Genomic DNA, 21,326 nt, shown 5'->3' on the forward strand with positions numbered 1-21,326 from the left:
AGAGGTTACAATTTATAATTCAACGACCCAACCCCTTCAAATTCTCTCGAATCATCTGCTCCAGTTTCGCACTTTTGGCAAACTGCACTTCTAACTCTTGTGTGAGCCGAGTCATCTTCACTTCAAAAGACTCACCATCGTCTTCCTCAGCTTCTGTGCCCACATAGCGCCCAGGGGTAAGGACAAAATCGTGTTTTTGGATTGTGGCGAGATCGGCTGAAAAACTAAAGCCTGCCTGGTTATTTTCTTCTGACCATTCTTGTTGCCAATTATGGAATATGTTTGCGATTTGCTGGATATCTTCATCTGTGAAATCTCGCAGTACACGGTCTTTCATGTAACCCATGTTACGGGCGTCGATAAACAGCACCTGGCCTTGTCGATCACGCTTGCCGTTCTTAACACTTTTATCCTTCGTTAAAAACCAGATACATGCGGGAATTTGAGTGTTAGTGAACAGTTGTCCTGGTAGTGCTACCATACATTCCACCAGGTCTAGCTCGACGAGAGCTCTGCGGATATCGCCTTCGTTGTTGGTGTTACTGCTCATGGAGCCATTGGCCAATAAAAGCGCCATACTGCCTGTGGGAGCCAGGTGGTACAGCATATGCAACATCCATGCGAAGTTGGCGTTACCAGTTGGTGGTGTAAGGACTCGTTTTTCGCCATTGTGATTAACGGTCCATCGTGCATCGTCAGCCAGCTTTTCGTTCCACCAGTCTTTCATATTAAAAGGTGGGTTGGTCATGACAAAGTCAGCACGAAGGTCGGGATGTTGATCATCTAAAAAGGAGTCGGCATTCTTTTTACCAAAATTAAAATCAATGCCACGGATTACCATGTTCATGGCAGCAAGCTTCCAGGTGGTGGGGTTTGATTCCTGCCCGTACACCGAAATTTGTTTTTTCTGTTCGGAAGCATTGTAATGTTTTACATTGGCGTGTTTTTCAATGAATTTGTCACTGGAAACAAAAAAACCGCCACTGCCCATGGCAGGGTCGTACACACGGCCTTTGTAAGGTTCCAGCATTTCCACGATCAAGGTAACGATAGATTTGGGTGTGTAATACTGGCCACCCTGTTTGCCTTCTGCAAGAGCGAATTGACCCAAAAAGTATTCGTAAACATGGCCGAGAATGTCTTTGGACTTAAGGTTAAGTTTTTCGCCGTTGTACTCGGGGTTACTAAAACTGGTACGGCTAAATTCATTTACCAGCTCAATAAGCTTGTCTGCATCCAATTGGTACTGGCTGATGCGGTTGAGAATACCTTTGAGTTTCGGGTTGTCTTTTTCTATGTCGTCGAAGGCATTATCAATCAGCCATGACACGGATCTCAGTTTAACTTCTTCACCCTTTTCATTTTGCCAGATAACGCTGCCAGCAGGAAGAGTAATTACATTTCTCAGATCGTTCCAGCGGGCAGTTTTAGGTACCCAAAAGACATTTTTTTCGGTGTAGTAATCGACAATTTCCAGCTCGTCTGCTATGGCTTGCTGGTAGGCTTCATCGCTGTCGTAATCGTCGCGGGGTAGGTAATAGATATTGTCGTCATCGTCTTTTTGAAACAGCTCAGTAAGTTCTTGCTGGCGCTCTTCGAAGGCATCGGACACGTATTTAAGGAAAATCAGCCCTAACACCACATGTTTGTAATTGGCGGCATCCAGGTTAGAGCGTAGTTTGTCGGCGGCCCTCCACAGCTGGTTGTCGAGATCCTTTAAAAATTCCTGTTCAATATCAATCATTATTAATGCCTTCCGTTATTAAATTGTAAATTAACTTGATAAAGTGGTGAAATCATTAGTTTGTAAATACTTTATAGATATATGGATAGCCATAAAGTGAAACTTCGGCCCTTAAAATTCGTATTCCATCGCTTTAAGTTTGCTGAACTTTACTCCATATTTTTGTACCTTGACCGTAATACTATCGGGCTTAAAACTCGTATAAATTTTATAAACAATCGTATAACTTGAAATATTGATTTTGATATAAATCAGTTACTAAAATTTATTTAATTTTGTTCATTTCGCGGTGGTTAAAACTTTATATACTGTCTGTTATTTATATATAAATCGGCATATTACGAGTCTACGAGATTTCCCTAACCTTAAATACCTTAAGTATTATTTCCTCAAGGATTTGCGTGATTTCTAAAAAACTGATTGATCTTGGTGTGCTGGCGCTCAGACAGCGTAATTCTCGCGGGACCTTTAAACCGCATATCTCACTCCGGTTCAGGGACAATGCCGGGGATTTACGCACCTTTTCCATTGATACTACCAGGACGTTGGGAAAGTATCCTCAGCCCGATGCCTATCTGATCACACATGCCCATTCCGACCACAACGGAAAATCGGCTATGCTCTCCCCCAATGCCGTTTGTACGGAAAAAACCGCAGTGGCGCTTGAAATCAGGCACGACAGAAAATATGCGGGCAGCATGTGTAAGCTTGGGGATGAAATCGACATACAAGGAACAAAGGTAAAGACGTTTCCTACGGAACACACCGCAGGAGCGAGTGCTTTTTACTGGGAAAACGATGTAGGGACAAGGATTCTGGTTACAGGCGACGTCAAAGATGCAAGCAGCCTTCCTCCGTGTGACGTCCTTATCACTGAAGCTAACTATGGGGACCCTGCAGATCCCTCCTGCCATTTTGCAGATGACCTTGAAGGCATGAAATCTGCACTTTTCGAAAAAGGGCCTGTAGCCTTTGGAGCATATGAATTCGGAAAAACTCAGCGTGCAGTTGAACTCATAAGAGGCTTCGGATATGACGGTGCCATCCGTATGGAGGCAAGGACAAGGGCTCTTACTCGCAGTATGCTTGAAGATGCCGGAGAACTTGCAGGGCTTGATTCCGGAGAAGATGACGGGGTTTTCATAGTTGCTCCCTGGAATCTTGACAAGTTGCCCTGGAACATGAAAAAATATGTTTTAAGTTGCCGCATGGATTATCCTTACCCAACAATCAGGATAAGCGATCATCTTGACGCTTGCGGACTTGAAGATATGGTCAGGAGACTTTCCCCTGAAGTTACTCTTGTCTATCACCCAGGGGGGAATAGACCTTCAAAATTTTCAAAACATTTAAATTCGATAGGAATTGATTCGATATCTATAGATCAGATCGGTAATGTTTTAAGCAATGAATTTATTTAAAGCTGTGAGATCCGGTCTTAATACTGATCCCGAATTCAATTTAGAGGGCCTTGTATCAGAAACTAACTCCAAGGATTTAATTTCATATTGATTTAATTTCATATTGATTTAATTTCATATTGATTTAATGCCATATTGGTTTAATTCCATATTGGTTTAATTCCATATTATAGTTCCAGGAATCTTGTTTCAGCACAAATTATCATAGCTTAATAAATAATTTCATTCTATTAATTTAAATATAATGATTTTAATCTGATATCTCAAATCTGCAAATCAAAATTTTATAACTCAGGTCTAATTTTTTAACCGAGATTAGATCCTGACTATGATTACATCTCGGGAATGTTAATTACCGTTCAGGAGAGTATACAGGTTGAGTAAGCAAAATCCGAAGTCAAAGTCCAGAAAGGAACCTTCAAAAATAGCAGAGGCTACTTCAGAAGTTCCTGCAGCAAAGATTGAGACTCCAGAGAAGAAAAGTTTTGTCAAGGAGAGGACGCCTGAGGAAAAACAAAAGGATCACAGGGATGGAATTATAAAGACGATAGTAGCCGCATTACTTGGCACAATCGCAGGAGTTTTATGTTTCCACCTGTATGGGACTGGAGAAGACAAGATCTGGTATGCTATACTTACTATTGTTATTGGAATTACATACTACATACAGAAATTTTTTTATCCCCAACTCAATATCAGTACAAAGGAGTTCAAATTCAAGGACTGGTTCTACGTAGAGTTTATAGTTATTGATTTCTTCCTTATCGTCTGGACTCTCCTTCTAAACTAAAGTCTTCTTTCCTGAACTACAAAAAGGCTCTCTTAAAGTTAAGGGCCTTTTATACAGTCTTTAATCAAGATTTTCACCTTTTTGATTTACTCAGCTCCTGTACTACCTGGAGCTCCTGTACTACCTGGCCTTTATTTCATTAAACTCCTTACACTGGTATTTTATGCCTGCAATAGTCCAACGGTTCATATATTAGAGCAGGCATCTCATAACCGATGACCACTATATGTAAAATATCTTAGGCAAATGAACTGCTGTATATGCAAAATATCTGAGGTAAGTAAACTGCTGTATATATGTAAAGTATTTTAGGCAAATGACTGCTGTATATATGGAAATATCCTCTTAACATACTTGACATTACATTATCAACTGCCTTGCCGTGGATAACCGTTCTTTACTATAGCAAGCATTACATTGCTATACTTCGGTTACGTTTGAAATCATAGCAAGTGCTTCATCTAATATTATTTAACAAATTAACAAAAAACGTAATTTTCGGGGACTATCATGAGAATAGCTATACTTAATAAAGATAGGTGTCAGCCCAGACGGTGCAGTAAGGAGTGCGAGAAATATTGCCCGAGGGTCCGGACAGGGGATGAGACTATTGTTTTTGAGGAAGACGGAAAGCCCGTCATTTCCGAGGAACTATGTGTAGGCTGCGGAATTTGCATTAACAAATGTCCTTTTAAAGCTATAATGATCATAGGGCTTCCTGAAGCTCTGACAGAACCCACTCACAGGTATGGAGCAAACGGTTTTGCCCTCTTCGGGCTACCTGTGCCAAGGATAGGAAAAGTAACAGGGATTCTCGGCCCTAACGGGATAGGAAAAAGTACGTCAGTCCAGATTCTTTCAGGAGCTTTGATCCCTAACTTCGGACAGGAAAAAGGTGATTGGGATACTGTGCTTGAACACTATGCCGGAACTGCGCTTTATGACTACTTTAAAGCTGTTGTGGACGGGAAAGTTCGGGTTTCCCAGAAACCCCAGTACGTGGACCTCATTCCTAAAGCTTTCAAAGGAAAAACCTCCGAACTCCTAGAAAAAACCGATGAAAGAGGAGTCCTTGATGAGCTTATCGACTATCTCGATTTAAAAAGCATAATCGACAGAAAAATCTCTGAATTGAGCGGCGGAGAGCTTCAGCGTGTAGCAATAGCAGCATGTGCGGCAAAGGATGCTCAGTTCTACTTCTTTGATGAAATTAGTCCCTACCTTGACATCTACCAGAGGATTAACGTCGCCCGCCTTATCCAGAATATCTCAAAGGATAGGGCTGTGCTCGTAGTAGAGCATGACCTTGCGATTCTGGATATGCTCACTGATGTCATTCACATTGCCTACGGAGAGCCTGCTGCTTTCGGTGTGGTTACTCTTCCAAAGAGCGTACGTGTGGGGATCAACCAGTATCTTAAAGGCTATCTCCCTGAAGAAAATATAAGAATACGACCTGAAGCCATCAAGTTTGAAGTCCATCCTCCAAGGGAAGACTACCAGTTAAGGTCTATGGTTAACTTTAATGGTTTTTCAAAGAAATTTGGAGATGGCTTCTCCCTCAAAGCTACAGGTGGGAGTCTTCGTGAAGGCGAGGTGTTGGGAGTAGTAGGCCCTAACGGGATAGGAAAGTCAACCTTCGTAAAAGTGCTTGCAGGGGAAATTAAACCTGATGAGGGCGATCCAGGCATAGATGTAAAAATCTCTTACAAGCCTCAGTATATTAAAGCCGATATCCCTGTGCGCGTACAGGACTTCCTGCGTGGGATCTCTAAACACTTTGGAACCAGCTACTACGAGGTAGAAATTTCAAATCCACTCCAGCTTGATAAGATCTATGACAGCCTGCTTACGGATCTAAGTGGCGGAGAACTGCAAAGAGTTGCGATTGCAGCTTGCCTTTCCCAGGAAGCCGACCTCTATATTCTGGACGAACCCAGTGCCCATCTGGACGTGGAACAGCGTTCTATGGTCACGAAAGTCCTCAATCGCTTTGCCGAAAACAACAAGAAGACAGCTCTTGTTGTAGACCATGATATCTACATGATAGATATGTTGAGTCAACGACTCATGGTTTTTGAAGGTAAACCTTCGGCATACGGTGAGGCGCATGGCCCATTTAGCATGGAAAACGGTATGAACAGATTCCTGAAAAACCTGGGCATAACCTTCCGAAGAGATGAGGAAACAAGGCGTCCACGTGTGAATAATTTGGGCTCACGGCTTGACAGGGAACAAAAAGACAGTGGAAATTACTATTACTCAGCAGGTGATTAAACTCGCATTGGTTACTTTAATAAGTGATGCTGAACAAGGTATATTCAAAAGATCTTAAAAATTGGAAAAATGTCAAAAATCAGGTTCCCTTAATAGGGAATCAGGTTTTTTGCAGAACCTTTTGAAGAGGTCTCTGCATATACTACCTTTTTCGATACTGGCATTCAATTCCAAAATAGTTTTTTATCTAATGTGTGAGTTTCTGATTTTCAATGAAGATAGAAAGTCTCGATCTGCCCGATGAAGTAAAACGGTTTTATCTCGATTCCGGGATTCTGGAACTTTATCCCCCTCAAGCCGAAGCAGTGAAAAAAGGGCTGCTTGAAGGAAGAAACCTGCTTGCTGCAATCCCAACGGCTTCAGGGAAGACTCTCCTTGCCGAACTTGCAATGTTGAAGTCTATCTTAGCAGGAGGAAAGGCACTCTATATCGTGCCTCTTAGAGCTCTTGCTTCCGAAAAGTTCAAGCGGTTTAGGGAGTTTTCGGAACTTGGAATTCGAATCGGGATATCTACAGGTGACTATGACTTGCGGGATGAAGGACTCGGAGTAAACGACATTATTGTGGCAACCTCCGAGAAAACCGATTCACTGCTCAGAAACGAGACTGCCTGGATGCAGGAAATTTCGGTTGTTGTGGCAGATGAGGTGCACCTCATAGACTCACCGGATAGGGGCCCAACGCTTGAGGTCACTCTTGCAAAGCTTCGGAAAATGAATCCTTCCTGCCAGATTCTGGCGCTGTCTGCAACTGTCGGGAATGCCGATGAACTCGCATCCTGGCTGGAAGCCGAGCTTGTAGTAAGTGAATGGAGGCCTACTGAGCTTCTCGAGGGGGTATTCTTTAATGGGGCTTTCTATTGCGAAGACAGGGAAAAACGTATTGAGCAGTCCACAAAAGATGAAGCCGTGAACCTTGTGCTGGATACCCTCAAAAAAGATGGTCAGTGCCTGGTTTTCGAAAGCAGTAGAAAAAACTGTATGGCTTTTGCAAAAAAGGCGGCTTCAACTGTTAAAAAGACGCTTTCAGCAGAAAGCAGGAAAGTCCTTGCAGAAACTGCAGATGAAATCCTCGAAATCAGTGAAACTGATACTTCAACGAGCCTTGCCGCCTGTGTCCGTTCAGGGACAGCTTTTCATCATGCGGGTCTTACCACACCTTTAAGGGAAATTGTGGAGGATGGTTTCAGGGCTGGAAAGATCAAATTAATTTCAAGCACGCCTACCCTAGCAGCCGGACTCAACCTGCCTGCACGACGTGTAATTATACGAAGTTATCGGCGTTATTCTTCTGAAGACGGAATGCAGCCTATCCCTGTGCTCGAGTATAAACAGATGGCAGGCAGGGCAGGCCGGCCAAGGCTTGATCCATACGGAGAGGCTGTACTCGTTGCAAAATCATATAATGAGTTTGTTTTCCTTTTTGAGAACTATATAAAGGCCGAAGCCGAAGATATCTGGTCCAAACTCGGAACCGAAAATGCTCTCAGGACCCATGTGCTCTCTACAATCTCCAACGGTTTTGCGAGGACATATGATGAACTAATTGACTTTCTGGAGGCAACATTTTTCGCTTTCCAGTACTCGAACTTCGGGCTTTCTACGGTTGTGAACGAATGCCTTAACTTTTTGCGTCAGGAAGGGATGCTTGAGAAAACCGATGCCCTTATTCCTACAAGCTTCGGAAGACTTGTTTCAAGGCTCTATATCGACCCTCTTTCAGCTGCTCGCATTGCAAAGGGCCTGAAAGAGGCAAAGAGCCTGAGTGAGCTTACCCTACTTCATCTGGTGTGCAGCACACCTGACATGCGCCTTCTATACATGCGGAACCATGATTATCAGGATATCAATGATTATGTAATGGCTCATGCAAGCGAGTTTGTAAAGGTGCCAAGTCCTTTCGACGCTACAGAATACGAATGGTTCCTGGGAGAAGTCAAAACTTCTCTCCTTCTGCTTGACTGGATCCGTGAAAAGTCTGAAAATGAGATTTGCTTGAAGTTCGGTACCGGAGAAGGTGATATTCATGCAATTGCGGATATTGCGGAATGGATAATGCACGTTACCGCTCAGCTTGCAGGGCTCCTTGACCTGAAAGGTGCAAAAGAAGCCACAGAACTTGAAAAAAGGATTCATTACGGAGCAGCCCCCGAACTTATGGATCTGCTCGATATAAGAGGTATAGGGCGCGTGAGAGCAAGAAGACTTTATGAGGCAGGCTTCAGTTCCTCAGCAGAGCTTGCAGGAGCTGACCTTGAGAAAGTAGCAGCTCTTCTCGGACCGAAAATTGCAGACCGGATTTTTAGGCAGATTGAGGGCAGGGATGTAGTCCCTCAAATTGTTGAGTCTGAACATCCTGAGAAAAGTCCTTCTTCAGGGCAAAAGACAATTAATGATTATTGAATTTGCTTTTTTCATCTCTTATATATTTTGATAGTTTTGGTCTGCTTAACAATTTTATTCTCTGTTGGCCGATCCAATAAGGGATAAAATATTAAATGAGGGTAGAGATTTAATGGAATTGGATTATCAGGTTAACCGATTATCTGGTTATCCAGTAGTAAATAACGGGATTGAATTATCAGGTTAACCGATTATCTGGTTATCCAGTAGTAAATAACGGGATTGAATTATCAGATTAACTAATTATCTGGTTACTGGTTCTCAGATTAACCAATTATCTGGTTATTCTTTCTCAGATCAACCAGTTCTGGTTGTTCAGTTGTCAGATTAACCAATTATCCTTTATTCAGTTGTCAGATTACCGACTATCAATTTGTAGTAGACTCGTTTTATATCGGGTTTGATTAGCACTTATATCAAGTTCAGTTTCAACCTGTATAAGGTCCTGTCAGGTTCGTTTAGAGATGGTTATGATGTTATTCAAAAAGTTGTCTGATGTTTCGGAAGCTGAAATGCAGAAATTGCTTTCCCGGGGGTCCGGGCTTGAGGATGTAGCGAAAACTGTTTCAGCTGTGCTTTCGGATGTGCGTACTAAAGGAGACGCCGCGCTCAGGGAATATACGGCTAAATTCGATAAAGTTGAACTTGCAAACTTTGAGGTGAGTGAGGAGGAACTTCAACAGGCTCTTTCCAGCATAAGTCCCGAACTTCTGGATCACCTCAAATCCGCAGCTGCAAACATTAGGGCTTTCCATGAAGCTCAGCTTCCGGAAGCTATCTGGTTTATGGAACTCAAACCAGGGGTCGTGCTGGGTCAAAAGGCAACACCTCTGGAAAGTGTAGGTGCGTATGCTCCAGGAGGGCGTGCTTCCTATCCTTCAACTGTGCTCATGACTGTAATCCCTGCCAGGGTTGCAGGTGTGGAGCAGGTTATAGTCTGTACACCTCCAAGACCTGACGGTTCCGTGCACCCGCTTACACTTGCTGCCTCAAAGGTTGCTGGAGCGGATAAAGTTTTCAAACTCGGAGGCGCGCAGGCTATAGGGGCAATGGCTTATGGGACTGAAACGGTTCCTAAGGTGGATAAAATCGTAGGGCCTGGAAATGTTTTTGTCACATCTGCTAAAATGCAGATCAGGGACGTTGCGGAAATCGATTTTCCGGCAGGCCCAAGCGAGGTACTTATTATTGCAGATGAATCGGCAGATGCCGTTATGGCAGCTTCGGACATTATTGCACAGGCCGAACATGATCCAAATTCACTCTCGATACTCATCACAAGTTCGGATACGCTTGCGGAAGCTGTAAACAAAGAGGTTCTGGTTCAGGCAGAAAAGACTGCAAGAAGCAGCATTGTAAAGGCTTCTCTTAAGAATGCCGCAATTATTATTGCAGATTCCCTGGAACAATGTATTGGGTTTAGCAATAAGTTTGCTCCCGAACACCTTGAGATAATGGTATCGGATCCTGACTTCGTACTTGACAGGATTAAAAATGCAGGATCGATTTTTATAGGAAACTATTCTCCTGTTCCTGTTGGGGATTATGCCTCAGGGACAAATCACGTGCTTCCTACATCCGGATACGCCAGAGTTTACTCAGGTCTGAATATAAACCATTTTATTAAATACTCAAGTATTCAGAGAATCAGCAAGAGTGGGCTTGAAAGTCTGAAAGAAACTGTAATCGCATTAGCCGAGGAAGAGGGTCTACAGGCACATGCTGATGCTATAAGAACTCGTTTTGGGTATAAACCCTCTAAATAATATATTAGCTAATCGATATGTATTTAAAATGTAAATGCGTAAACAAAATTTGATTTTTAAATAAATGAAAATCTAATTGTTAAATAAGGAGTGGGGATAGTATGAAGATAAGAGTAGTTAGTTCACGGGAGGAAATTCCTACCCTGAATCCGAATGAAAAGGTTATCCACCTTGCTTTCAGACCATCTAATAAGGACGTATTCATGCTTGCAGAAACATGCCCGAAAATTGAAGCTATACAGCTTCCTAAATCTTACAGAAGGACAGTTTCCAAGTCAATTGAAATGTTCCTGGAGATGCAGAAGATAAATCTTCTGGAAGGAGATGTATGGGGACACAGAAAAGACATAAACGAATATTATAATGTATCTCAGAACGTTCTTGAGAAAATTCAGGAATTAAAAGCCGACCGGTTTACCAATGAGGTTATCGCTGAAAAGCTTTCGAGGGAAAGTAAATTAAATTCGGATATGATCCTTTATATTCTGAGCAAAAGAATTGTGGATTAATCGGTTAATTCTTTCGTTTTCTAAAGCTTTTAAAGTTTTAACCCTTCTTTTCAGGATGGAATTCCGGACTGGAACTTCCATCTAATCTATACTTTTCTCAAATTGTTCTTATATTTTGCAGTTTGGAGAATATATACTTCATTTTTGTTTGAAGGCAGATCAAGAACCTATACTACATCTTATGAACCTATACTTCATCTATACTGCATCTTATCTGTTACTTAATTTCTCATGCCTTGTTTCCGTCTCAGCTTATGGGACTTTTTGTTCTTCTATTCGTTTCAGTTTTTCCTGAAGTTTCTCTGTACTCTGTACACAATATTAATAACATCTTAACTTGGTTTTTTTATTCCAATCTCTTCTGTATTATTTACCATTTTTATTATATCCATAATAACATAATTATTATATTTATTAAGAACACGGCAATTAATTTACATATGTTTAAGATATGAAAATTCTTTGTTTTCTTAGTTCTTTTTTTCCTGCTTCCCATACATACCCATTTTTAAATACTCTCAATTAAACAGGACAAAATAGATGAGTATACACAGAAGATTATTTAAATAAAGTAGTGTAACTTATTTTATTGATTCTTTAATTAAGTTTTGGGTCGGGGGATCTATAATGAAAATAAGAGTCATCAGTTCAAGAAATGAAATTCTGTCACTGAATCCAAATGAAAAAGTCGTTCACTTTGCATTCAGGCCATCAAATAAAGACATTTTCCTGCTTGTTGAGACCTGTCCGAAACTGGAGACAATTCAGCTTCCAAAATCATACAGAAAAACAGTTTCAAGAGCCATAGAGATGTTTTTGGAAATGCAAAAGGTTCAGCTTGTGGAAGGAGATGTATGGGGACATAGAAAAGACATTCATGAGTATTATACTGTTCCTGATTCAATAATTTCAAAAATAAGAAACATGAAAGCTGAGGGTATTTCCGATGAAAAAATTGCAGAGAAAATAGCACATGAAAGCAAACTTAGTCCTGAAATGATTTCTTACGTTCTAAACAAAAAAAATTTGGAATAAGATCTGATCTCTGTCCGTGTCCTGCAGGTCTTTTATATCTAAATTTAACTGTACTTCTTTTCAAAAAGACTTGCTTGCAAGCCTTTTCAAAGAAGGCTTGAGCGCAAACTTTTTTTGAAAAGGCTTGAGCGCAAACTTTTTCAAAAAAGGTTTGATCGAAAACCTCTGATAACGTTTGAGTTTGAAAAAACTTATCCCCAAACCTATAGCGTGATCACAACCCTTTTTTCAAAAGGCTTGACTGAAAACCCCTGATAACGTTTAGATTTGAAAAATTTATCCTCTAACCCTATCGGCGTGATCAACCGGCGCAACGGTTGTGTTTGAACTTGAGAACCTTATCCCCAAACCCTATCGGCGTGATCAACCGGCGAACGGTTGCGGATCAACGGTTGCGCTCAAGAGGACGAGTTTAAATTCAGGCTCAAATAACCTATTCTCAAATTTGATTATATATAATCAAAAACGAAAAAATTTAAAATGTGGGTTAGTTTTCCTTGAAAATAAGACTTATTAAGAAAAGCCTCTATTATATATACTTATGTAAGCAAATCTAATCTCTATCCCGACTATTAATTTCCTAACTATTAATTTCCTAACTATTAATTTCCTAACTATTAATTTCCTAACTATTAATTTCCCAACTATTAATTTCCCAACTATTGAAACTATCCTTGAGGCCCAACCATCCTGGAGTCTTTTGGGTAATTTAATGTTTCATAGAGCACTTTTTACTCTACTGGTTATATCTGTACAGATACAGCTTTTGTAATGTCTTTTTATGTAGCAGTTGCTTGAGCGACGTGAATTTGCTAATTGTCAGGATGCCTAAAGGCATCCTGCTGAGTCTTATCCTTACTTATATTCTTTCAATTGTTTCAGACAAGTTCCTTGTTGAAATACTTGTCATAGGAACTCATGTCGAAATGCCCGTGTCCGCTGAGGTTGAAAAGGATTGTTTTTTCTTCTCCGGTTTGTTTGCATTTGAGAGCTTCATCGATTGCGCAGCGGATAGCGTGAGAAGATTCCGGAGCAGGGACTATACCCTCGGTCCGTGCGAATTGAACCGCAGCATCAAATACCGGGTACTGATCATATGAAACAGCTTCAATAAGCCCTTCAGCACAGAGTTTACTTATAATTGGGGATGCCCCGTGATAGCGTAGCCCGCCTGCATGGATGGCAGGAGGCACATACTTGTGGTCCAGAGTATACATTTTTAGAAGCGGGGTCATTTCGGCTGTGTCCCCAAAGTCGTATCTGTATTCTCCTTCAGTCAGGGACGGACAGGCCGAGGGCTCAACTGCGATTACTCTCGGATTACGCTTTCCTTCAAGCCTGTCTTTAATAAACTCAAGGGATACTCCTGCAAGGTTACTTCCTCCTCCGCAGCAGCCTATAACTATGTCAGGATAAGTGTCAACCTTCTCAAGCTGTTTCTTGCATTCGGTCCCGATTACTGTCTGATGGAGCATAACATGGTTGAGGACACTTCCAAGGGAGTATTTCGTGCTATCGTGTGCGATTGCATCTTCAACTGCTTCACTGATTGCCATTCCCAGGCTTCCCGGTGTTTCTGGCTGTTCTTTCAGGGTCTTTCTCCCGAATTCGGTGTCTTCACTTGGAGAGGGCACAACATTTCCTCCCCAGATTGTCATCATAGATTTCCGATAAGGTTTCTGGTAATAACTGGAACGGACCATATAGACTTTACATTCGAGATCAAAGTAGTTGCAGGCAAGAGACAATGCACTTCCCCACTGCCCTGCACCGGTTTCGGTTGTGATCCTTTCGGTTCCTTCTTTCATGTTATAATAGGCCTGGGCAATTGAGGTATTTGTCTTATGGCTGCCTGCAGGGCTTACCCCTTCGTTTTTATAGTATATTTTTGCAGGAGTTTTGAGAAGCTTTTCCAGCCTGTGAGCCCTGTAAAGTGGGCTGGGCCTCCATAGCCTGTAAATTTCAAGTATCTCATCGGGAATATCAATAAACCTCTCACTGCTCATTTCTTGCTTGATAAGGCTTTTGGGGAAAATAGGTTCAAGAGCTTCAGGGCTTATAGGTTCCCAGGTTCTGGGGTCGAGAGGTGGCTCGATAGGAGAAGATAAGTCTGAAAGGACATTATACCACTGCTTAGGCATTTCGTTTTCATCAAGGATAATCTTGGTCTGTTCCATAGGTTTTCTCCGTCATTCGTTTATGCACAGATTCGTACTTCGACGTATATAAGTGTTATTTATTTTACAGTTAAGGTATTTACATTCCATTTATGTACTTCCTTATAGAGTGAAGTGTTTAAAGGAAAGCTACTAAGCAAAAATAAGGCATGAAAAAGGATAAACGCCAAAAATAAAAGCTGAAAAAAGGAAAAGTATTCGAAATAGACTTAAGTAAAGAAAATTACCTGTAACAAAAATGAAAAAAGAATACTGCTACGAAACAGAATACTGCTACGAAACAGAAGTCAAAAAGTAAAAACGTCAAACCTAAAACTCGATCCCCATAAAATAGCTTAATTCTGAGAAAAGTTTGATTTTAAGAATTTCGATGATTTAGAATGACTTGGCAATACCTTAAATTCTTGATTCCTAACCGATTTTTACAGTATCTTTTCTGCAAGCTCCACAGCAAGTTTTTTCTTACCGGATTTACTGTATCTTTTCTGCAAGCTCCACAGCAAGTTTTGCCACTTCAGTGGCACATCTCCCGAGCAAGCGTATCATTGGTTCTTTTCCTGATCCACCACCTTTATCATAGATGACTGTCGGCACGCTTCCGTACTTTTTGATTGCTTCGGCTGTACCCCAGTCCGTAGTACTGGTGTTTTCCGGTTCTTCAGCCCTGTCAAAAGAGGAAATTCCAAGTTTCATTTCTCTACAGGCTGCAAGTAACTCCATGGAGTACTTTACATTAATTGCTGCCCTTATTTCAGGATTATATCGAAGGGACGAGAGAATGATCCTTGCTACATGTCGGCTGGCTCCAAAATCCACACAGCCTACAGGAACTGTCCGTCCTCTGTGCCTTACTATCCTGCCTTCAATGGCTGCAATGTCTTCGTAGTTGTCAGCCTCGGGAATAGCCATTCCGATGTTACAGCCTACTTCGGGAATGAGTTTTGAAAAATCAGGGCTGCCTTCAAGAATCGAGACTGCGTCTTTTAATTCTCTTAAAACCAGATAGCGTTCTTTTTCCTCCAGAACTGCCCCAAGCTGGTTTACAGGACTTACTCCCCTGCCTGCAGGGCGACTCCTGAGGATTGCCTGTTCAACGAATTTCTTTGCTTTCCTTGCAGCTTCCTCCAGGTCCTCTCCTGAGGCTAAGAAGGCAGTCACTGCCGCAGAGTAAGTGCAACCAGTGCCGTGTGTTCCTCCTTTAACAAAAGTGCCTGGAACACGGGTAAAAGTCTCAGAATCGGCTTCATAAATCAGGTCAGTAGCATCCAGATGCCCTCCTGTAACAATGACAGCTTCAACACCCAGGTCTGCAATTTTCCTGGCTGCAACTTTTGCGTCTTCAGGTGTTTTGACAGTCATGCCAGTGAGTGCACCTGCTTCGGATGCGTTGGGTGTCGTAACTTTACAGAAGGGCAGCAGTTCTTCAGCAAGGATAGAGAGAGCTTCTTTTCGCAGCAGGTTCCCTCCTGCTTCAGCAGCTATAACGGGGTCCAGCACAAGGGAAAGCTCATGTTTCCTGACTTCTTTTGCAACTTCCCTTACGATCTCCGATGAGGCAAGCATACCGCTTTTTGCCCACCTGACTTCCATATCTGTGCAGACCGCTTCAATCTGACTGGCTACGGTTTCAGGGGTGAGGTCAAAGGTTTTCAACACTCCGGTAGTATTCTGTGCTGTAACCGATGTAATAGCGCAGGTCCCGTGCACTCCAAGAGCGGCAAAAGTCTTCAGATCCGCAGCAATCCCGGCTCCTCCTCCTGAGTCCGAGCCTGCAATAGTCAGAACGATCGGAGTTTTTACTTTTAAGGGTTTTTCGGTCATGGATTTCTCTCTTTTCTTATTCGTTTCCCTATTATTCCAGGAACTTTTTCTTCTGGCAATGAGTTTAGGCAATAAGTTTAGTTATTTTAATATTGTGCCTTCCAGGAAGATTCTGTAATGTCCTGAGGAAATTTTTTATACAAATCTTCCAGATGGTTTAAATTCGACAATTTTAAGCTATAATTTCCTCCTGGAGGGGTTTTCCTGTCTTAAGAAGTTCTAGTTCATATTTCGCTTTTATCAGGGAATTCTTGAAGGAAATTTTATTGATCTCAGATTTTTTCTGCTTGATCTCAGATTTTTTCTGCTCAATATCAGATTTTTTCTGCTCAATATCAGGTTTTTTTCTGCTTGATACCAGGTTTTTTATATGGTAACTTAAAAATGACATATTGCTTCGATACATTTATATAGTGTATTTGCGACTTTGATTCAAATAATCGAATTTAAGACGCGGCGATCAATTTAAATCTGGATTAACTATTTATATTGATATAGATAATGACTTGATTTATAATGTTTTAAGGGGACTGTAAGGATGGCAAACCGACCTCTGGATATTTTGAACAACGCACTGGATACACCTGTAATCGTTAGATTGAAAGGCGCACGCGAGTTTAGAGGCGAACTGAAAGGATACGATATTCACATGAACCTCGTGCTTGACAATGCTGAAGAACTAAGAGACGGAGAAGTTGTAAGTAAGTTTAGCAGTGTCGTTATTCGCGGTGACAACGTGGTATACGTATCTCCGTAATCTATATCAAGCACTTCATCTATTATCGTTAAATCTCGGTGAGCTCCAGGACTTATTGTTACTGGCTACAGAGACTAAATTCAGATGAACAGAATCGCTTCAGATTATCGAATACTGCTCTAACAAATTAATTTTATCAGGAGATTTAGAATGAGTAAAGGTACGGCATCAATGGGAAAAAGGCAGAAACGCACACATGCTAAATGCAGGCGCTGTGGAAGTGTTTCTTTTAACGTGCATACAAAACAGTGTACTTCATGTGGTTTTGGAAAAACATCTCGTATGAGAGCTTACAAGTGGCAGGCAAAGTGCAAGTATTAAACCTGTCTGATCCACTTTCTCTATTTTTTACCTTTATCGGAGGTCAAAATTGAAAGAAGAATGTGGCGTTGCAGGCATAATTCTACCAGGCGACAGGCCACAATCCAATACTGTCGCATTCAAGCTATATTACGCCTTGTATGCCCTCCAGCACAGAGGACAGGAATCCACTGGCATAATGGTATATGATGGTACATCCTCTCATTCCATTAAAGGCATGGGTCTTGTCCCTGATGTGTATAACAAAGATTCTCTGGGGCACCTGATCGGAAATGTAGGAGTAGGGCATGTCCGTTACTCAACTACCGGAGGATCAAAAATCGAAAACTGCCAGCCCTTTATCCTGAATTTCAAAGGAGGCGCAGTTGCAATTGCCCATAACGGGAACCTTGTTAATGCCAGAACGCTCAAGGACGAACTGGAGTGCGAAGGCCGTATCTTTATCAGTGATTCCGATACCGAAGTTATTGGTCACCTTCTTGTAAAAGAATTGATAAGACACGACCCTATAGAATCAATCCGGAATGTCATGCGCAAGCTTGTTGGTTCCTATTCTCTTGTTATCCATATCGACGGCGCTATATACGCTGTGCGGGACCCTCTTGGTCTTAAACCGCTATGTTTCGGGAAAGTCGATTGTGGATATGCAGTCTTCTCGGAAAGCGTAGCCCTTGATACCCTTAATGGCACCCTTATCAGGGATGTACGGCCAGGTGAGGTAATAGTTTTTACGGGAGACGGCTTTGAGAGCTATCAGATAGGAAACGAGCCTCATCCTGCGCACTGTGTCTTTGAGTTCATTTATTTTGCAAGACCCGATTCTATTATTGACGGAAAACTGGTCTACAAAGTGCGGGAAAATATCGGAAGGGAGCTTGCAAGAGAGCATCCGATAGAGGCTGACGTTGTTTCTCCTGTCCCGGACTCCGGGATTACTTCGGCAATTGGCTATGCCAGGGAATCAGGCACTAAATACCTCGAAGGCTTGATGAAGAACCGTTATATAGGGCGTACATTTATCCTGCCTGGCCAGGAGCTGCGCGAAACCGCAGTCCGACTTAAAATGAATGCTATCCAGGATAATGTCAAAGGCAAACGTGTGGTTCTGGTTGACGACAGCATTGTCAGGGGTACAACCTCAAGGCGGATTATAGATATGATCCGCAGGGCAGGTGCGTCAGAAATTCATTCAAGGGTAGGAAGCCCTGCAATTATCGCTCCCTGCTATCTGGGTATAGATATGGCTACCCGGCAGGAACTTATTGCTTCTTATAAAACCGTAAAAGAGGTTGAAAGCCTTATTAATGCGGATTCCCTCGGATATCTGAGTATTGAAGGACTTATGAGGGCTCTTGAATGCGATAGGAGTGACATGTGCCTTGGCTGCCTCACAGGCGAGTATCCTGTGGAAATCCCTGGAGAAAACTGCATACGGAAACAGACACGTCTGGACGACTTCGACAATAAACCGAAAAGTCCCTGAACGACTCTTCCCAGTTGATTCGTAAGGAACTTTCTTCACTATTCTTTTTGAATTCTTTCATTATCTTCGTGAAATCTGCAAGGAGACTGGATTCGCCTACGACATTTTAAGCCATGAATGGAAGCTTCACGGATTCACCGAGTGCAGCCCGAGTCAGTTTTCAACTCCGGAACCCGGATAAATCGCCATTGTCTCCGAGCTGGGTTATATGCTTGAAAAAGTCCGTGATAGATCGGACACTTGGATCATGTGATGACGCTGGGACTGAACAGAAAATGTGGAAACAATTGAACGTTTCGAATCGTGTTGACGTGGTGATTTTCAGAAACCAGGTGCATGAACACCTGCATGAGTGGCGTGTATATCCAAGTGAGTCGAGTTTCCCAGAATAATTTTCCGGAAATACCTAGCTATGGCGATGCATTTTACAGTGCGGATGACATCGATGCCTTAGTGCGTGAACTGAGCGGCGGTGAAATCACGGAATGTGTCGGGTGAATCCATTTTTTGGAAATTGGCATCGAGGTACTTAAAACGGTCTCCTGATGTGTGAGCCAACAGTTTATAAAGTTAACGTCGCAAAAAACAATCATCAAACGATCCATTTATGTTTTTTTGAAAAATATTATCGGGCGACTTGAAAACAGCCATCCGTTTTAGTTATCACGAGTTTACACTGTTATTGAAAACCAACATCAATAGACGTTGCTCAAGGCACATGTTTGTGATTTTTCAGTGTGACCGGCATGATGGTCGGTAGTAAGTGGTCACTATCATCCTTTGCCCGCCCCGGCCCTTACAGCTTAGTCGAGGCCGGTTTAAAGCTGGCGGTCCTTCGGACCCGCTTCGCTCGCCAGTATTAAACGGCTGCTTCTTCACTTTTTTGGGCGCATGCCGGGGCGGGATAGAGTGGGGCTGGAAAAAGAATTCCTCCAGTGGAGAACTTAACGGTGAAAAACACCGACCGAAGCTCGTGGGATTGAGTTAAAAGAGAGAATGAGTGGATTATGGTGATACAAAATGCAAGTGTGAATGCAAAAACGATTTAATTTAATCATTTTACATTTTTAAAAATCGTCCATTACATGTTACTAACTTCTTCTATAACTTTTTCTGCACATATGAGAGAATTGTTAACATGTCCCTTCTTTACTTCAATGTGTAAAAAATAATCAGCGGTAGTTCTGTTTTGTCTTAATTTATATAACATATTACGTACTAAAACATTGATCCCTGCCATGTAGTTAATTACTTCTTTATGCGCCTTCCCACTAGGACTTAAAGTATAATTTTTGGATTCCAAGTATGTTCTAGAAACTAAAAACGCCGAATAATAAGCTCTACTAACAGATGTTCTATATTTAGATTCATCATGATAACTGCTATCATCTACCAATTGACGAGATAAATTTAAAAAATTGCATGGATCAAAAGGCATTTTAATCAACAAAACCATCTATTTTTTCTGGGTCTTCCAAGAGAATTATTGGGTTTCCATATTTCTCAAGGATGTCTTCATCCCGAACCTCGGTTGAATCTATCCTTTCCTTTACACTTTCACCAATCTTTCTCCATAAATCAAAATATTTATCATAATTAATAATCGTTAAGGGTAATTTTATAGAGATTACAAACTCTTCCCAGTCTGGGTACTCTTTGTCTTTAATGAGACAAGCGTTTATTTTAATATTGTCAATTTTCCCAAATTTTTCTAATTGAGAAAAAATTTCTGACAAAATTTCGTCTAATAAAATATCAAAAGATTCGTTATCTAATTGGCTTATCTTTGAGTCAAAAATAATATTATTAAGTATAGAGTTATCGTAATATTCATTAGCCGTTGAACTTTCATATTCTTCTATCCAAGCAAGATAGGGTTTAGACATTGTTTTAATCATTTTGTTTGAATAAATGTTAATTACATTGTCCACTGTTTGTATAGCAGTAAGGAATACGGAATTTATCTGACTTGAATTAATCAACTCCACTCCAGAACTATTAAACTCTATGCAAGTAATGAAATCCACCGTCCTTACCGAGATTTTAATTTATGTTTTATTAAAGGCTGGGCTTGTACCACATATATAGGTATTTTTTTTGAATCAAATTCGCCTGTTCTAATAACCTGTGAAATGAAGGGTTTTATCATCAAAGTGACATCTTTTTCTAAGTTGTACTCGTTCCAGTCTTCGTCAGAACTTGTTACTTCTACATATTCATCCTTACCTAATGATGTACTCCCAATCATATCATCGGTAGGCGTTACTCCTACGACATTAGTCACCTGAAAACCCAATGATGTATTTCCTCGTGAATCCTGTCCCTCTTTAATGACCTTCACTAAGACTATTTTTAATTTAAGAGTTGCACCGTCAGACAACTTGTAAAAATTCCATTTTTCTTTCACTTCATCAAATTTGATTTCTTTTGGATTCACCGAAATCACCAATAAATGTAGATAACATAATTAGGTCCAATAGATAAAAAAACATACGGTATTCAAAAACATATTTTAAATTATAGTCTTAGAGTATTTAAGAATAACTTTTTTAATTGAAATTGTATGATAGGATCTCAAATTAGCTTTTAAAATCTCTAATCTAATTTGATATCCACTTCTTTAAAAGTATCTCCCAAATGAATTTTTGCTTTCAACTTTATTTTGCAATTCTGTCAACACCATCAGTTGATATGCTATGAAACTCAATAGAGAGTAGAGTTTTCTACTCTGATTTCTTACTCTTCTAATATCGAATTTTACTGTACCCTTAATATGTCCATGTATCTTTTCACATTCAGCTCTCTTTTTATACTGATCATCAA

General features: G+C 41.2%; 17 protein-coding genes and 1 pseudogene. 11 read left to right on the top strand and 7 right to left on the bottom strand.

Features of this window, described 5'->3' with window-relative positions; genetic code table 11:
- Positions 1–19 precede the first annotated feature (19 nt).
- Entirely contained in the window at positions 20–1,744 is a 1,725-nt protein-coding gene (locus ASJ81_RS05800; protein ID WP_095643661.1) for a class I SAM-dependent DNA methyltransferase, read from the bottom strand.
- 401 nt (positions 1,745–2,145) lie between these two features.
- Between ASJ81_RS05800 and ASJ81_RS05805 the strand changes: the two genes are divergently transcribed.
- From ASJ81_RS05805 to ASJ81_RS05835, 7 genes are all read left to right on the top strand, one after another.
- Positions 2,146–3,165 (top strand): MBL fold metallo-hydrolase, encoded by a 1,020-nt coding sequence (locus ASJ81_RS05805; protein WP_095643662.1) that lies wholly within the window; start codon positions 2,146–2,148, stop codon positions 3,163–3,165.
- 376 nt (positions 3,166–3,541) lie between these two features.
- On the top strand, positions 3,542–3,955 hold the full coding sequence (locus ASJ81_RS05810; protein ID WP_095643663.1) for an EMC6-like membrane protein: 414 nt from the start codon (positions 3,542–3,544) through the stop codon (positions 3,953–3,955).
- Positions 3,956–4,465: 510 nt separating this feature from the next.
- Entirely contained in the window at positions 4,466–6,232 is a 1,767-nt protein-coding gene (locus ASJ81_RS05815; protein WP_095643664.1) for a ribosome biogenesis/translation initiation ATPase RLI, read from the top strand.
- Between the two features lie 212 nt (positions 6,233–6,444).
- Positions 6,445–8,634 (top strand): ATP-dependent DNA helicase, encoded by a 2,190-nt coding sequence (locus ASJ81_RS05820; RefSeq protein WP_095643665.1) that lies wholly within the window; start codon positions 6,445–6,447, stop codon positions 8,632–8,634.
- 464 nt (positions 8,635–9,098) lie between these two features.
- Positions 9,099–10,400 carry a histidinol dehydrogenase gene (gene hisD / locus ASJ81_RS05825; protein WP_095643666.1) on the top strand — a complete coding sequence of 434 codons (1,302 nt, stop codon included), beginning with the start codon at positions 9,099–9,101 and terminating at the stop codon, positions 10,398–10,400.
- Between the two features lie 101 nt (positions 10,401–10,501).
- Positions 10,502–10,909: a DUF1699 family protein gene (locus ASJ81_RS05830; RefSeq protein ID WP_095643667.1), complete on the top strand. Its 408-nt coding sequence runs from the start codon at positions 10,502–10,504 to the stop codon at positions 10,907–10,909.
- Between the two features lie 627 nt (positions 10,910–11,536).
- The gene (locus ASJ81_RS05835) at positions 11,537–11,944 is read left to right on the top strand and encodes a DUF1699 family protein (protein ID WP_095643668.1); all 408 of its coding nucleotides are present in this window, start codon (positions 11,537–11,539) and stop codon (positions 11,942–11,944) included.
- 878 nt (positions 11,945–12,822) lie between these two features.
- Here ASJ81_RS05835 and ASJ81_RS05840 read toward each other — a convergent pair.
- Together ASJ81_RS05840 and thiD are read right to left on the bottom strand one after the other, a co-directional pair.
- Complete coding sequence (locus tag ASJ81_RS05840) at positions 12,823–14,121, bottom strand: TrpB-like pyridoxal phosphate-dependent enzyme (protein WP_095643669.1); 1,299 nt, start codon at positions 14,119–14,121, stop codon at positions 12,823–12,825.
- A 471-nt stretch (positions 14,122–14,592) separates the two neighbouring features.
- A complete protein-coding gene (gene thiD / locus ASJ81_RS05845) occupies positions 14,593–15,942 on the bottom strand; it encodes a bifunctional hydroxymethylpyrimidine kinase/phosphomethylpyrimidine kinase (protein ID WP_095643677.1) in 1,350 nt (449 codons plus the stop codon).
- 538 nt (positions 15,943–16,480) lie between these two features.
- Here thiD and ASJ81_RS05855 point away from each other — a divergent pair.
- From ASJ81_RS05855 to ASJ81_RS22645, 4 genes are all read left to right on the top strand, one after another.
- A complete protein-coding gene (locus tag ASJ81_RS05855) occupies positions 16,481–16,699 on the top strand; it encodes an LSm family protein (protein ID WP_011023130.1) in 219 nt (72 codons plus the stop codon).
- Positions 16,700–16,849: 150 nt separating this feature from the next.
- A complete protein-coding gene (locus ASJ81_RS05860) occupies positions 16,850–17,020 on the top strand; it encodes a 50S ribosomal protein L37e (RefSeq protein WP_095643671.1) in 171 nt (56 codons plus the stop codon).
- A 49-nt stretch (positions 17,021–17,069) separates the two neighbouring features.
- Complete coding sequence (purF, locus tag ASJ81_RS05865; protein WP_095643672.1) at positions 17,070–18,503, top strand: amidophosphoribosyltransferase; 1,434 nt, start codon at positions 17,070–17,072, stop codon at positions 18,501–18,503.
- A 357-nt stretch (positions 18,504–18,860) separates the two neighbouring features.
- Positions 18,861–19,001, top strand: coding sequence for a hypothetical protein (locus ASJ81_RS22645; RefSeq protein ID WP_170943213.1), 141 nt, complete (start codon positions 18,861–18,863; stop codon positions 18,999–19,001).
- A gap of 583 nt (positions 19,002–19,584) precedes the next feature.
- Here the strand turns inward: ASJ81_RS22645 and ASJ81_RS05870 are convergent.
- The 4 genes and pseudogenes from ASJ81_RS05870 to ASJ81_RS23215 all read right to left on the bottom strand — a co-directional run.
- Positions 19,585–19,941, bottom strand: coding sequence for a HEPN domain-containing protein (locus ASJ81_RS05870; RefSeq protein WP_245859849.1), 357 nt, complete (start codon positions 19,939–19,941; stop codon positions 19,585–19,587).
- 1 nt (position 19,942) lies between these two features.
- Positions 19,943–20,485: a hypothetical protein gene (locus ASJ81_RS05875; protein ID WP_095643674.1), complete on the bottom strand. Its 543-nt coding sequence runs from the start codon at positions 20,483–20,485 to the stop codon at positions 19,943–19,945.
- A 50-nt stretch (positions 20,486–20,535) separates the two neighbouring features.
- Positions 20,536–20,940, bottom strand: coding sequence for a hypothetical protein (locus tag ASJ81_RS05880; protein ID WP_095643675.1), 405 nt, complete (start codon positions 20,938–20,940; stop codon positions 20,536–20,538).
- 183 nt (positions 20,941–21,123) lie between these two features.
- Positions 21,124–21,326, bottom strand: a pseudogene (locus tag ASJ81_RS23215) (ISNCY family transposase); the annotation flags it as partial.

The organism is Methanosarcina spelaei, assembly GCF_002287235.1.
Lineage (GTDB): Archaea > Halobacteriota > Methanosarcinia > Methanosarcinales > Methanosarcinaceae > Methanosarcina > Methanosarcina spelaei.